This is a genomic window from Rhodoferax sp. GW821-FHT07F03 (assembly GCF_059418745.1).
The window spans coordinates 301704-316041 of sequence record NZ_JBWKQM010000007.1; the positions used below are offsets into that span (position 1 = coordinate 301704).

The 14338-nt window shown below is 59.5% G+C and carries 13 protein-coding genes; 3 read left to right on the plus strand and 10 right to left on the minus strand.

Annotated elements, in window-relative coordinates:
- The 4 genes from AC07R0_RS13030 to AC07R0_RS13045 form a co-directional block, all read right to left on the minus strand.
- Nucleotides 1-702, minus strand: coding sequence for a 16S rRNA (uracil(1498)-N(3))-methyltransferase (locus AC07R0_RS13030; protein WP_495105123.1), 702 nt, complete (start codon nucleotides 700-702; stop codon nucleotides 1-3).
- A 213-nt stretch (nucleotides 703-915) separates the two neighbouring features.
- Nucleotides 916-2721 carry an ATP-binding protein gene (locus AC07R0_RS13035; protein ID WP_495105124.1) on the minus strand — a complete coding sequence of 602 codons (1806 nt, stop codon included), beginning with the start codon at nucleotides 2719-2721 and terminating at the stop codon, nucleotides 916-918.
- Nucleotides 2648-3784, minus strand: coding sequence for an ABC transporter substrate-binding protein (locus AC07R0_RS13040; RefSeq protein ID WP_495075823.1), 1137 nt, complete (start codon nucleotides 3782-3784; stop codon nucleotides 2648-2650). Before AC07R0_RS13040 ends, AC07R0_RS13035 begins: the two co-directional genes overlap by 74 nt.
- Nucleotides 3785-3873: 89 nt before the next feature.
- Nucleotides 3874-5046: an aminoglycoside phosphotransferase family protein gene (locus AC07R0_RS13045; protein ID WP_495105125.1), complete on the minus strand. Its 1173-nt coding sequence runs from the start codon at nucleotides 5044-5046 to the stop codon at nucleotides 3874-3876.
- Nucleotides 5047-5133: 87 nt separating this feature from the next.
- Here AC07R0_RS13045 and AC07R0_RS13050 point away from each other — a divergent pair, with 87 nt between their 5' ends.
- The 3 genes from AC07R0_RS13050 to rsmA all read left to right on the plus strand — a co-directional run bounded on the left by AC07R0_RS13050 (nucleotide 5134) and on the right by rsmA (nucleotide 9784).
- Nucleotides 5134-7521: an LPS-assembly protein LptD gene (locus tag AC07R0_RS13050; protein ID WP_495105126.1), complete on the plus strand. Its 2388-nt coding sequence runs from the start codon at nucleotides 5134-5136 to the stop codon at nucleotides 7519-7521.
- Nucleotides 7522-7593: 72 nt separating this feature from the next.
- Nucleotides 7594-8979 (plus strand): peptidylprolyl isomerase, encoded by a 1386-nt coding sequence (locus AC07R0_RS13055; protein ID WP_495105127.1) that lies wholly within the window; start codon nucleotides 7594-7596, stop codon nucleotides 8977-8979.
- A 13-nt stretch (nucleotides 8980-8992) separates the two neighbouring features.
- Nucleotides 8993-9784 carry a 16S rRNA (adenine(1518)-N(6)/adenine(1519)-N(6))-dimethyltransferase RsmA gene (rsmA, locus tag AC07R0_RS13060; RefSeq protein ID WP_495105144.1) on the plus strand — a complete coding sequence of 264 codons (792 nt, stop codon included), beginning with the start codon at nucleotides 8993-8995 and terminating at the stop codon, nucleotides 9782-9784.
- 70 nt (nucleotides 9785-9854) lie between these two features.
- Here rsmA and AC07R0_RS13065 read toward each other — a convergent pair whose 3' ends face one another.
- From AC07R0_RS13065 to AC07R0_RS13090, 6 genes are all read right to left on the minus strand, one after another.
- Nucleotides 9855-10061 carry a hypothetical protein gene (locus AC07R0_RS13065; protein WP_490591848.1) on the minus strand — a complete coding sequence of 69 codons (207 nt, stop codon included), beginning with the start codon at nucleotides 10059-10061 and terminating at the stop codon, nucleotides 9855-9857.
- The gene (locus AC07R0_RS13070) at nucleotides 10040-10462 is read right to left on the minus strand and encodes a barstar family protein (protein ID WP_490591847.1); all 423 of its coding nucleotides are present in this window, start codon (nucleotides 10460-10462) and stop codon (nucleotides 10040-10042) included. Before AC07R0_RS13070 ends, AC07R0_RS13065 begins: the two co-directional genes overlap by 22 nt.
- Nucleotides 10463-10509: 47 nt before the next feature.
- A complete protein-coding gene (locus AC07R0_RS13075) occupies nucleotides 10510-10914 on the minus strand; it encodes a guanyl-specific ribonuclease (RefSeq protein ID WP_495075551.1) in 405 nt (134 codons plus the stop codon).
- 158 nt (nucleotides 10915-11072) lie between these two features.
- On the minus strand, nucleotides 11073-13406 hold the full coding sequence (locus AC07R0_RS13080) for an NADP-dependent malic enzyme (RefSeq protein WP_495075550.1): 2334 nt from the start codon (nucleotides 13404-13406) through the stop codon (nucleotides 11073-11075).
- Between the two features lie 121 nt (nucleotides 13407-13527).
- On the minus strand, nucleotides 13528-13779 hold the full coding sequence (infA, locus tag AC07R0_RS13085) for a translation initiation factor IF-1 (protein WP_092757223.1): 252 nt from the start codon (nucleotides 13777-13779) through the stop codon (nucleotides 13528-13530).
- Between the two features lie 48 nt (nucleotides 13780-13827).
- Nucleotides 13828-14175: a hypothetical protein gene (locus AC07R0_RS13090; protein WP_495105128.1), complete on the minus strand. Its 348-nt coding sequence runs from the start codon at nucleotides 14173-14175 to the stop codon at nucleotides 13828-13830.
- Nucleotides 14176-14338 lie beyond the last annotated feature (163 nt).

Below are 14338 nucleotides of genomic sequence, written 5' to 3' on the forward strand. Positions count from 1 at the left end.
TCAGAACTGGAGTTGGGCCAGCGCGGCCAGGGGCGCGGTCTCGGCGCGCAGCACGCGGTTGGCCAGGGTCACCGGCTGGTAGCCACGGGCGGTGGCCGCGTCTTCCTCAGCGGGGCTGAGGCCGCCCTCGGGGCCGCTGAGGAAGTGGATGGGGCCGCTGGCGGGTAGCGCCTTCAACATCGGCTGGCTGCCGGGACGCAGCGACAGCAGCAGGCCGGCGTCTGCCGTGGCCACCCAGTCGGCAAAGCTACGCACGGGGTAGACCTCGGGCACGCTATTGCGGCCGGATTGTTCGCAGGCGGCTACGCCCACGGCAAACCAGTGGGCGCGCTTTTTGTCGGCGCGTTCACCGTTCAGGCGCAGCACACTGCGCTCGGCCACCAGGGGCTGGATGCTGGCCACACCGAGCTCGGCGGCTTTCTCGACCAACCAGTCCATGCGGTCGTTCGCCGGCATGGCCAGCACGATGTGCACGGCGCGCGCGGCTTCACGCTCCACCGGGTCATGGGCAGTAACACTCACGGCCACATCGCTGCGGCCCATGCGCTCAATCGTGGCCTCAAACTCGCCGCCCTGGCCGTTGAAAAGGGTGATGCTCTGGCCGGGCTGCATGCGCAGCACCTGCACGTGGCGGGCAGCACCGGCGGGTAAATCAAGAACAGCCCCGGTCGCCAAAGGGGCAGGGCAGTAAAAACGGGGCATACAGGTAAACGCTATTATTTATGTAGCTATAAAGCTTTATTGGATGTGCGGAAATGCCATTTTCAATGGCGAGTTCAAATACCAGAAACTGGCGCAAAAAACTTGACGTGGGCAGCACCCCTCAGACCCAGAGGATTGGGTATGTAGCGGCTTGCATGTTGCGAGAGGGGGTAATTATGCGGTTTCCCGGTCTGGGGCTGGCGCGACCCTTGTTCATGCCACTTCCGAATGGGTCTCCGCCCGTGCGGAAACCGCATTCCGCGGTAACAGCACCTTGAAGGTGGCGCCTTTTCCAGGCTGGCTTGTCACTTCAATCTGTCCACCATGCCGGCTAACGATGCCGTAGGAGATAGAGAGGCCTAGACCGGTGCCCGTGCCAACAGGTTTGGTGGTGAAGAAAGGGTCGAAAATGCGGTCCAGATGCTCAGGAGGTATGCCGTTGCCCGTGTCCTGTATCTCGACCCAGACATTTTCGGCATCCTGGCCGGTGCGCAAGGTAATGCGGCCGTGCTCTTCGATCGCCTGTCCGGCGTTGATCAGCAGATTCATGAACACCTGGTTGATTTGCGAGGGGATGCACTCGATTTCCGGGATGGCGCCGTATTCCTTGACCACCTCGGCCTTATCCTTGAGCGCGCTCCACACCACGTTCAATGTGCTGTCCAGGCCAGATTCCAGGTTAGCCCATTGTTTATCTGTCTCGTCCACATGGGAGAAGTCCCGCAGATCCTGCACGATGCGTTTGACCCGCTGCAAACCGTTCACCGATTCGGCCATGAGACTACCCACATCTTCACGCAAATAGACGATGTCGACCTCCTGCTTCAAGTTGTACATGGTCTTTTGGGTGGCGGGGCTCAACTCCTTCTCGCTCTGTTCGTATGCAGCCAGGATTTTGAAAATATCCTCCACATAGCCTTGCAGGGTGCCCAGGTTTGAGTTCACGAAAGCGATGGGATTATTGATTTCGTGCGCCACGCCAGCAGCGAGCTGCCCAATAGAGGCCAATTTTTCCGATTGCAGCAACTGGCTATGGGCTTGCGCAAGCTTGCGGATGAGTTCTTCTTGCCGGGCTTTTTCGACCAGCAGCGCAGCGTTGGCCAAGGCCAGTTGTTGGCGGTCCTCCTGGAACTGCTCAACGGCGCGCGCCATGGCTCCAATCTCATCGCTGCCTTGTACTGGAACCACAAAACGCCCCTCGCCCACTTCGGTTTTGCGCAGACTTTTGCTAACCAATTGCAGACGCGCCAGCACATGTTTGCCGAGAAAACTTTGCGCTACCAGCCAAGCCAGCAACAAGCTGGCTGACAGTAACACCGTGACCCAGCGCTGGTTCTTCTGGGAGGTTTCTGCCAATGCCAGCATGGCATTTCGGTAGTCCTGCGTGACGCGGTCAGATTGGGCCTGGGTTGTTTCCACCATCTGACCCGCTTGATTGCGCAGTTCCGTGTGGAACTGTTGGTCTGCTTCGGCGCTGGTTTTAGGTGGTGCTTGCCCAGTGGTTTGCAGCTTGCTTTCTTGCAATTGCCCAACGATATTCACGGTATTGCGAAACAACTGGCTGGACTCGTGCAGGTCAAGTACACCAAGATCGTCGTCGGCCGCGGCGAGACGGTCTATGGTGTGGTCGAACAACTCCAGCTGCTTGAGAACATCGGCATAGCTCTCGCGCATCTCGTCGACAGATTCAGCAGCGGTCAATTGGTAGGCTTCGCGCTCGATGAGCAAGGTGCGCCGGACGAGGTCTTGCGCATCCCGCATCTGCACCAGACGCTTTTCGGCCAATAACTGGGTGGCATTGGTATTGACGCGCAAGGCATACACAGCAGTCACACCGCCCGCCAAAACCAGCAGCGCCAGTGCTGAAAGGGCCAGTATGAACTGGTTGCGCAGAGACCGGGGTAGCCGTAAGTGCATATTCAGCAATAAATTCCGGCGTGTGTTCTTAACGTTTCCAGATGCGCCGGTAGATGTTGCGGTAACCGTTGTCAGGGTCGTATTGGCGCTGTGCGCCGCCATCAAAGGCGATGTTGTCGGCCGTGACCAAATGCACAGGAACGATATAGCCGCTGACCGGCTGTCGAGCCAACAGGCGATTCAATTCGTCCACCAGCTGCCAGCCATGGAGATTCAGTGGTTCGGAGACCGTGCCGGTCTGAAACGTGCCTGCCCGGATGCGCAGGAAGGCGGCGGCGCTGCCATCGCCAGCAGAAAGCATGTTGACACTTTTGCTGGATTTTCCGGCATTGGTCAGCTCTGGCGCGGCATAGTCAAAATAAATATCGTTGATGGCCAGCGCATGGGTCCACTGCGTGCCATAGCGTTTGAGCAGGTCTTGCGTCGCGGCAGGCATCAATTCGGCACTTTTGGAAATCGCTACGTCCTTGATTTCCAGCAAGCGACAGCCTTTGCAGGCACGTATGACATCCGCCATGGCATTGGACTTGGCCATGGCGATTTCGAAGTTGCTATCGGTGAAGACCACTACACTTGCCCGCCCCTCGGACGCGACTACCGCCGCCATGGCAGTGATACGCGCCACATCCAGCGGGTTGGTGGATACGTTCATGGCGATCGGACTGCCGACAATCGGGCCGGCATTGGGGCCAACATGCCAGCCCACCATAGGCACTTTACGTTCTTCAAATGGGGCCAGTTGGGCTTGAATTTCTTTTACATCGATGCCGACCAGGATGACGCCATCCGGCTTCAAAGCCAGCGCTGAGGAAAGAGCCTTGGCGCGCCCTGCAGGTGTTCCTCCCGCGTCGTAAATCTTGGTGTTCCAGCCGATTGTTTTTGCGGCTTCCTGGATACCCTTGCCGACGCCGAGAATACCCCCATTGCGCAGATCTTCACTGACTATTGCCACCGTGGCCCCTGCGTACGCAACCGGACCGGATTCTGGTCCGTTCCAGGGAGCACCGTGCTTGCTTGCATCGGCAACCAACTGTCGCATGGCGTCCAAGCTCTGCTCCACAGCTGCCGCTGGCTTGCTCGGCGGGGGGGCTGACTGTGCGTATACCGGAAGCGCTACCACCAGACAGAAACCTAAGACCGAACACATCCGGGTACCGTATGCCATAGTCGAAGCTCCGTGAAAAATTGCTACCACTTTATACATGCGAATCGCCAAAGGCACCATGTATAAAGTAGCGCCAAACCAGTCGCTGGCTACATCCTTCCATAGGCAAAACCCGTAGTCGCCTGTGTGCCTTCGATTTTGTCGACAAGGCGAAGCAAAGGCGTCAGCTCTCGGTAACGGCCGGCGGTGGCGCGGATGTAAGCGATGAAACGGGGCGTATCGGCCAGATATTTGGACTTGCCATCGCGCAGGGTCAGGCGGGCGAAGATGCCGGCTACCTTGAGGTGGCGCTGCAGGCCCATCCATTCCACGCTGCGGTAGAAGGCGCCGAAATCGTCGCCCACCGGCAGGCCGGCCTTGCGCGCCTTTTGCCAGTAGCGGATAGTGACGTCCAGCACAAAGTCTTCTTCCCAGCTGTGGAAAGCGTCGCGCGTCAGGCAGGCGATGTCGTAGGTGATGGGGCCGTAGAGCGCGTCCTGGAAGTCCAGCACGCCTAATTTCTCGATTTCGCCGCTGGGCCGCCCCGAGGCGAAATGCGCCCCCTCGGGGGGCAGCGAACCACGCGTAGCGGGGAGCGTGGGGGCCACATTCCCCACCATGAGGTTACGCGGCATGAAGTCGCGGTGCACGTAGACGCGTGGGGCTTCCAAATTGTTGGCCACGATCTGGGCGAATACCTTGTCCAGCGTGGCGCGCTGGCTATCGTCCAGGGTGATGCCGCGGTGCCGGGCGATGTACCAGTCGGGGAACAGCGCCAGCTCGCGTTGCAGCACGGCAGCGTCGTACACCGGCAGCACGCCGGGCTGGGAGGCCAGCTGCAGCGTCACCAGGGTGTCAATCGCCTGGGTGAACAGGCCGGCAGCCGGCGGAGGTGCGTCGGACTGCAGGGCCTGCAGCATGGTCTGCCTGCCCAGGTCGCTGAGCAGCATAAAGCCCTGGGCCTGGTCCCAGGCCAGCACCTCGGGCACCAGCAGGCCGGCCTGGGCAAACAAGCTGGCGATGCGCACAAAGGGCTCGCAGTTCTCCTTGTCGGGAGGCGCGTCCATGACGATGCAGCTGCCGTGGGCGCTTTGCAGACGGAAGTAACGGCGAAAACCGGCGTCGGCCGCGGCCAGCTGCAGGGTCTGCGCTTGCAAATGGTGGGTGCTGGCGATCTGCTCCAGCCAGGCATGGAAGGCGCTTGCGCGCGCAGCATCAGCCCAAACGATGGAGCCGGAATCGGGTAAAGAAGCGGGAGACGCTGGAGTGGAGGTAGGGCTCATGGATAATCCATTCTACAAATCCGGCTTATCTGTATAGCTGGCCCGCCTCTGTGTACAACCTTTTCGCCCGACCGATCCACCTCTTTCATGCCTGCCCTGATGCCTGAATTCCAGCGCAGCACCCGCCGCGGCCGCTTTACCCTGACGCCTGTGGCACTTGTCGCCGCCGTGCTGTGTTCGGCCACGGCACGCGCCGAGGACGCCCAACCGCCCCTGGTCCTGAAGTCTACGCCCCTGCTGCAGGAGCAGATTCCCCAAGAGATGCGGGAGCAGATGCCCAGCTTCTTCTCTGGCGACCACACTCTGGGCCGGCCCGACCTGGACACCGTGATCGATGGCAATGCCGAGATGCGCAAAGGCGATATGGTGCTGAAGGCCGACCGGGTGGAGTACTACCAGCCCGACGATCTGGTCAAGGCGCGCGGCAATGTGCGCATCAACCGCGCTGGCAATATCTACGAAGGCCCGGCGCTGGAGCTGAAGGTGGATTCGTTCGAGGGCTTTTTCGTCCAGCCGCACTACCAGTTCATCAAGAACGGCGCTTATGGCGAGGCCGACCGCGCCGATTTCGTGGACGACAACCGCATGGTGCTGCAAAACGCCACCTACAGTACCTGCCGCCGCCAACCCGGCCCGAGCTGGCTGCCCGACTGGATACTGCGCGCCACTTCAATCAGCATAGATACCGAGGAAGAAGTCGGCGTGGCCGATGGCGCGGTGCTGCGCTTCAAGGACGTGCCCATACTGGCATTCCCAGCCATGAGCTTTCCGCTGACGGACAAGCGCAAATCGGGCTTTTTGCCGCCCAGCATAGGTTTGGACAGCACCAACGGCGCGGAGCTGACGGTTCCCTACTACTGGAACATCGCGCCCAACCGCGACGCCACCATCACCCCCACGGTGATGACCAGCCGGGGCGTAAATCTGGACGGCGAGTTCCGTTACCTGGAGCCGGAATACAAGGGTCAAGTCAAGGCCAATTACCTGCCCGGTGACAAGCTACGCGGCGAATCCCGTTGGGGCATTGCTGCGACGCATTCGGGAACCGTCCAGACCGGAATTTCCGGTATCGGCGGCTTAGGCTTAAACGTGGCATTGAACCGGGTCAGTGACGATAACTACTGGACCGACTTTGGCAGCTCGTCTACCACGCTGACGCAGCGCCTGCTGTCCAATGACGCAACCCTGAGTTGGGCCAAAGACAATTTCAGCGCTAGCGTGCGCACGCTGAAATGGCAAACCCTGCAGAGCACCAGTTCAATCATTGTTCCGCCCTACGACCGGCTGCCCGAACTCAACGCCAAGTACGCACGTTACGACGTGGGCGGCATAGATGCATCGCTGGAAACCGACTACACCGAGTTCTCGGCGGACCGCACGCTGACCGGGCAACCCAATGCCAAGCGTGGCTACGCGCTGGGACAGATCAGCCGCCCCTGGGTGGCGCCAGGCTGGTTTGTGACACCCAAGGTCCAGTTGCATGCCACCAGCTACCAGTTTGACGAAGCCTTGAGCAATGGCGCCACCTCGGCCAGCAGCACAGTTCCGACCTTCAGCCTGGACAGCGGCCTGGTGTTCGAGCGCTCCGCCAATTTCTGGGGCAAGGCCCTCACCCAGACCCTGGAGCCGCGCGCGTTCTATGTGAACACGCCCTACCGCGACCAGAGCATGCTGCCGGTCTACGACACCGGCCTGAACGACTTCAACTTCGCTACGGTCTATACCGAAAACTCGTTTTCCGGAAATGACCGCATTGCCGACAACAATCTGCTGACCCTGGGTGTGACCACCCGCTTCCTGGAGCCCGACACCAGCGAAGAGCTGGCCCGTTTCAGCTTCGCCCAGAGGCTGCGCTTCAAGGACCAGAATGTGACGCTGCCCGGTGGCACGACCGTGACCGACCGTTGGAGCGACTTCCTGGTCGGCACCCAGCTGAACTGGGACAAGCGTTGGGCTTTCGACACCACCATCCAGTACAACCCGCAAACCGGGCGATCTGAACGCTCCACCATCGGCGGGCGCTGGAATCCGGGCGACTTCCGCGTCATCAGCGCCAATTACCGGTACCAACGCGATTCCACGTCAACGGCCACCGATGGCAGCGAACAGATCGACCTGGGCTGGCAATGGCCGATCAGCGATTTGTGGAACGGCAAGAACAGCTCCGGACAGACTGAGGGGCGCTGGTACAGCGTGGGTCGCCTGAACTACAGCATGTATGACCGCAAGATGGTCAACGCGATCATGGGCTTTGAATATGATGCCGGCTGCTGGGTTGGCCGCGTGGTGCTGGACAGAACCCAGACCAGCACCACTACATCCACCCAGAAAATTTCCTTCCAGCTGGAGTTTGTCGGCTTTACACGCCTGGGCGTTGGCAACAACCCCTTGTCGGTCCTGAAGGAAAACATCCCCCGTTACCAGTATCTGCGCGAGCAGATCACCACCCCCAGCCGCTTCAGCCAATACGACTAACCACCGACCTGCACCAGCAGAGGAAGGCCACGCCTTCTCCGCGAAGCAAGTCCACTCACTTCCACCCCAACCATGAACCACCGTTTATTTCGCACGACGCTCCTGGGCTTGGCGGCACTGGCGGCCTTGTCCGTATCTGCCCAAGGCCTGCGCCCTGCATCGCCATCCGGCACCGGATTGACCGGCAGCAGCAGCGTCCCCCTGACGGCCCGTGCACTCGAAGGCCCCCGTCAGGCCGATTTCATTGTTGCTGTGGTGAACTCTGAGCCCATTACCAATAACGAAGTCCGCGCCCGGATGGGCCGCGCCTTGCAGCAGATGTCGCAACAAGGTGAAGCTACCAACCCAACACCCGAACTGGTCCGTCAGGTATTGGAACGGTTGATCGTTGAAAAAGCCCAGCTGCAGCTGGCGCGCGAAACCGGTGTAAAGGTCGATGATGCGGCCGTTGACGCGGCAGAAGAGAACGTGGCACGCCAAAACCAACTGAGCGTGACCGAGCTGCGCCGCCGCCTGGTGCAGGACGGCATGGTCCCCACCCAGTTCCGCGAGGAGTTGCGCAACCAGATCCTGATCACCCGTCTGCGCGACCGCGAACTGGACAGCCGCCAGCGCGTGAGCGACGCCGAGGTGGACCAATACCTGCGTGACCAACAAGGCAAAACCGACGCGTCGGCCCTGGAGCTCAATCTGGGCATGGTGCTGGTGGAAGTACCTGAAAACGCAACTCCCGAACAAGTCGCAACACTGCAGGCCAAGGCCGAAAAAATCCGCGAACGTGCGCTGGCAGGCGAAGACTTCGCCGCCCTGGCCCGCGAACTGTCGGATGCCCCTGACCATGCCAAGAACAGTGGCGTGCTCGGCCTGCGCAGTGCAGACCGCTACCCGGAGCTGTTCGTCAACGCAGTGCAAAGCCTGGATACCGGCGCCATCAGCCCAGTGCTGCGCTCCGGCGCAGGCTTCCACGTGCTCAAGGTGCTCGACAAACGCCAGGGTGGCGTGGCCACGGCCGTCGTCCAGCAACATGCCCGACACATCCTGCTGCGCACCGGCCCACGGCTGACCGAGGCCGCGGCCCTTGAACGCCTGAACGACTTCAAGAGACGTATCCAGAACAAGCAGGCCGATTTTGCCCAGTTGGCCAAGGAAAACTCAGCCGATGGCAGCGCCGCACAGGGTGGCGACCTGGGCTGGGCCAGTCCCGGCCAATTTGTGCCGGAATTTGAAGAGGTGCTCAACAACCTGACGCCCGGCCAGATTGCCCCGCCCTTTGTGTCCCGCTTTGGCGTGCACCTGGTGCAGCTGCTGGAACGCCGCACCGCCACACTGTCGCAACGTGAACAGCGCGAAATGGTCCGTGGCCTGGTGCGCGAAAAGAAATTGGACGAGGCCTACGCCCGCTGGATCGACGAGCTGCGCTCACGCGCCTATGTCGAATACCGCGAATCCCCGCAATGACATTGAATACGCCGTGAAGCACATCCCCCGTAAACGCTTCGGCCAGCATTTCCTGTCCGACAACGGCATCATCGACGCCATCGTCGATGCGATTGCCCCCCAGCCTGGCGACAATATGGTGGAGATCGGCCCCGGCCTGGCGGCATTGACCCAGCCCCTGGTTGAACGACTGGGCCACCTGACGGTGGTGGAGCTGGACCGCGATCTGGCCCAGCGCCTGCGCCAGCACCCCCAGCTGACGGTGGTGGAATCTGATGTATTGAAAGTGGACTTCACGCAGTTTCTACCAGCACCAACAGCTACTGATTCCATAGCAAGTCCAGCGAAGAAAGTCAGGGTAGTCGGCAACTTACCCTACAACATCTCCACCCCCATCCTGTTCCACCTGCTGGATGCGGTCCATGTCGTCGAAGACCAGCACTTCATGCTGCAAAAAGAAGTCATCGACCGCATGGTGGCGCGTCCCAGCACCGCCGCCTATGGCCGCCTCAGCGTCATGTTGCAATGGCGCTACGCGATGGAAAACGTGCTGTTTGTACCACCCGAATCCTTCGATCCGCCACCGCGCGTAGACAGCGCCGTGGTGCGCATGGTGCCCCTGACCAAGCCCCCATCCGTGGACGTGCAGTTGTTGAGTGAGATCGTTCAGGTGGCGTTCAGCCAGCGCCGCAAAATCATGCGCCACACCCTGGGCCAATGGCTGGAAACCAAGGCCTTCAGCGGCAGCTTCGACGTCAAACGCCGCGCCGAAGAAGTCCCGGTGGAGGAATATGTGACACTGGCAAGCAGCCTGGCACACACATAAAAAAGCCCGTCATAGACGGGCTTTTTTGATGAAAGCGACTGCAGCATACAGCATGCAACGCGCCTCCGAATCAGGCTGCGGCCAGCCAGTAACCCGCATTAAACGGGCTGCTCATACGCAAAGCCAGAGGCGACACATCTACCAACTTGTCGGTAGGCATCTTCTCGCCGGATTCACTGTTCAATTCAATGCCCGAGACGGCATCGCTGCCTGCCTCGTTCGCCCGTTCTGCTTGGCTGTTTTGTGCAGAACGGGCTACAGAAAAGAATAGAAGCATCGGAACGGAATCTTCCGGTCCCCCCAATAGTCTGCGGCATCGCGGAAAATGTCGAGCAGTTGCTCACGGGCTTCCTTGTCAAACTTGGCGTGCGCAGGAATCTGCTCCAGCACCACCACAAATCCAGGCTGTGGGCCCGATTTATGCAACGGGTCTGTCATGCAGTCGTACAGCGCATCAAAATTCTTGCCGAAATGGGTCGGAAAGGTGAACTGCTGGGCGATCATGTCCAACACATCCTGCTTGCTCTGGGCGTTCGCCAGGTTCGCGTACAGGAAATGCTGGCCCAGACCCAAAGCAGCATCTTGCAAATCTTGCACCCTGAAGGCACGAATAGACTGCACGATATTGGTTCTTACATTGCGAAGAGGCATATCCGTCTCCGCTTTCTTTTCAATCATCTAATTTACCCCGGCTTCAAAATTCTGAGGGAGCAGCCTCTTACGCTCTATTCGACAATGCGACGAAAGCTGGCGTAATGGTCACTGGTATAAAAACATGCATCTGGCGTTCTGGCAGGCCCGCCACAAACAATTCGCTTAGCACCCCGGTTACCGGCACCCACCGTTTTCACGGTGTACTCCCGGTAATATCCACGCTTCTGGAGCGGCAAAATACGTTCACGGTTCCCAAAGACCACGCCATCCTTATCAAAAGGAAACGGACCGCCCTGCTTGATCAGCGCATATGTTGCCTGGCCTTGCGAGGGCAGTGCCGAGAGTCCGATGACCTCACCAATTTCCTGCGGAGCAGCCTGACGCGCATGCCCCAATGGGGTGCACAAGACAGAAACAGCCAACAGCAGGAAAGCAAAAACACGCCTGCATGCAGAGCCACGGACATTTAGAACCATGCGGGAATAAGCCTTTGGAGAACTTCGGGTTAACCCGTAAATTTCAAGGCGTAAGTGTGCCGTATGTGCACCAAAAAAGCAAGGGGCTGCCCAAAATTTGGGCAGCCCCTCACAAGTCTTTACACCAACAAAGTTAGCACTTGCTGGCGAATTAGGCTTTATCGAACCACGTTAGCGTCGGCTACCGTCAAAGCCGTCATATTCACGATACGGCGCACAGTGGTGCTGGCGGTCAGAATATGCACGGGTTTAGCCGCTCCCAGCAGCACGGGGCCAATCGCAATATTGCCGCCCGCCGCCATTTTCAACAGGTTGTAGGCAATATTGGCCGCATCGATATTCGGGAATACCAGCAAGTTGGCGTCACCTACCAGCGGGCTGTTCGGCATAGTAGCGGCGCGGGCTGCACCATCCAGCGCGATATCGCCGTGCATTTCACCGTCCACCTCCAGCCATGGAGCCTCTGTCTGCAAAAGCTCCAGAACACGGCGCATCTTGACCGCGCTGGGCTGATTACTTTGGCCGTAGTTGCTATGCGATAACAACGCAGCTTTGGGTTTGAGACCAAAGCGCAACATTTCTTCGGCCGCCATGACCGTGATCTCCGTCAACTCTTCCGCCGTGGGGTCGTAGTTGACGTGGGTATCCACCAGGAACACCTGGCGGCCCGGCAGCATCAGGCCGTTCATGCAGGCATAGATGGGCACATCTTGTGGAGTGCTGGGGCAACCGCCTGCGCGCTTGCCGATCACCTGGTCGATGTAGTGCAAATGGATGGAGGTGTGGCCCCAGGTGCCACAAATCATGCCATCCACTTCGCCCTTGTGCAGCAGCATGCTGCCAATCAGCGTCAAGCGACGGCGCATTTCGATTTTGGCCATTTGTGCCGTCACGCCCTTGCGTTCGGTCATGCGGTGGTAGGTCTGCCAGAAATCGCGGTAACGGTGGTCTTGCTCGACGTTCACCACGTCGTAGTCCAGTTCTTCGCGCAGACGCAGGCCAAATTTCTTGATCCGCTCGGCGATCACGGCCGGACGCCCGATCAGCGTGGGGCGAGCCAGACCTTCGTCCACCACGATCTGGGCGGCCCGCAACACGCGCTCTTCTTCACCTTCGGCGTAGCAGACGCGTTTCTTGGCTGCATTTTTGGCCGCGTCATAGATCGGCTTCATGGTCGTGCCGGAAGCGTAGACAAAGCTTTGCAGCCGATTGCGGTAGGCGTCCATGTCCTCAATGGGACGCAGAGCCACGCCGCTGTCTGCAGCGGCCTTGGCAACGGCAGGCGCAATCTTGATCATCAGCCGCGGATCAAACGGCTTGGGGATGATGTATTCGGGGCCAAACGCCAGCTGTTCGCCGGCATAGGCGGCGGCCACCACTTCGCTTTGCTCGGCCTGGGCCAACTCGGCAATCGCATGCACGGCGGCAATTTCCATCTCCAACGTGATGGTGGAGGCACCCGCATCCAAAGCACCTCGGAAGATGTAGGGGAAGCACAAGACGTTGTTGACTTGGTTCGGGTAATCGGTGCGACCGGTGGCGATGATGGCATCGCTGCGCACAGACTTCACGTCTTCAGGGGTAATTTCGGGGTTGGGGTTGGCCAACGCAAAAATCACAGGCTTGGCCGCCATCTTGGCAACCATTTCTTTTTTCAGCACACCACCAGCCGACAGTCCCAGGAACACATCGGCTCCTTCGATGATCTCAGACAGAGTGCGCGCCGAAGTGTTCTGGGCGTAGATGATCTTGTCTTCATCCATCAGCTCGGTACGGCCCTCATAGACCACGCCGGCCAAGTCGGTCACGTAAATGTTTTCGCGGCGTATGCCCAGCTTGACCAGCAAGCCCAGGCAGGCCAGTGCAGCAGCACCGGCGCCAGAGGTCACCAGCTTAACGTCTTTGGGGTCTTTGCCGACCACCTTCAGGCCGTTTAGCAGGGCCGCGCCCACGCAGATCGCCGTGCCGTGCTGGTCGTCATGGAACACGGGGATCTTCATGCGTTCGCGCAGCTTGCGCTCGACGTAGAAGCAGTCCGGGGCCTTGATATCTTCGAGGTTGATGCCGCCGAAGGTGGGCTCCAGCGAGGCGATGATGTCCACCAGCTTGTCGAGGTCGTGCTTTTCATCGATTTCGATGTCGAACACGTCGATGCCGGCGAACTTCTTGAACAGCACGCCCTTGCCCTCCATCACCGGCTTGGACGCCAGTGGCCCTATGTCGCCCAGACCCAGCACGGCCGTACCGTTGCTGATCACGGCGACCAGGTTGCCCCGGCTGGTGTACTTGAACGCGTTGTTCGGGTCCTTGACGATTTCCTCGCAAGGAGCTGCCACACCGGGCGAGTAGGCCAGCGCCAGATCATGCTGGTTGACCAACTGCTTGGTCGCCGCAATGGCTATTTTTCCGGGGCTAGGAAACTGGTGGTATTCAAGGGCTGCACGCCGTAACTCAGCGCGTTTTTCTTCGGCATTCACCGTGGTATTGCTCATCTGGCGTCTCCTGCCATGGCCGCCGACTGGAAATATGCCGGGCAGTCACTGTGTCAAAGGGACTGCGATTGTAGGGGCCGTCCAACGACGGCCTCCGTACGGGGTTTTGCGTACGCCGGTATCAGGCGAAACGCGTAGACGTCGGAGCGCGGCCGGCAATGTGACGGAAGGTGATGCGGCCCTTGGACAAATCGTAAGGCGACAGTTCCAGCGACACATGGTCACCCGCCAGGATACGGATGTGGTTCTTGCGCATCTTGCCGGCGGTGTAAGCGATGAGTACGTGGCCGTTTTCCAGCGTCACGCGAAAGCGCGAGTCGGGCAAGACTTCGGACACAAGGCCCTTCATTTCGATCAGTTCTTCTTTTGCCATGGATAAATTCCTTGAGGATGAGACAGTATCTAAGTAACTAACTAATTTTTAGGCGTGTGCGGCGCTCGGATTGGCGTGGCGCGCACCCACCCACTGCAAACCTTGCTCAACTGCGTATTGTGTCGCGGTTGTGGCATCGTCGAACAGGGCCACGAAACGCATGACACGGTCGTGCGAGCCATTACGGATCGACACGGAGGAGCCAAAACGGCCATCGGCCTGTTCACGGGTCAGCGGCGAGAGCAAATATTTGCCGGCAGCAATCGAATTATTTTTATTCATTATGGAAAACAAGGCGGCCTTACTAATGGGCGCGCCAGAAATACGTCTTGTCACACTGCGGGTTTTAGACAGGCTTCCGATGGAATTGCACTGGAGGCAGGTCTTGCGCAGCACCCGGTGGGGAGGGGTTTTGCGCGCAAAGCACTTGGAGCCCTGGGTCCGCACAGCATGACAGGGTGCGGACAAACTCGGGGGTGCAGGCTCGGCGTGGTGGTGCGATGTGTTGGGTTGCATCGCGGAGCTCCATGGCGAAGCCCATCTACCGAGACGACTATTA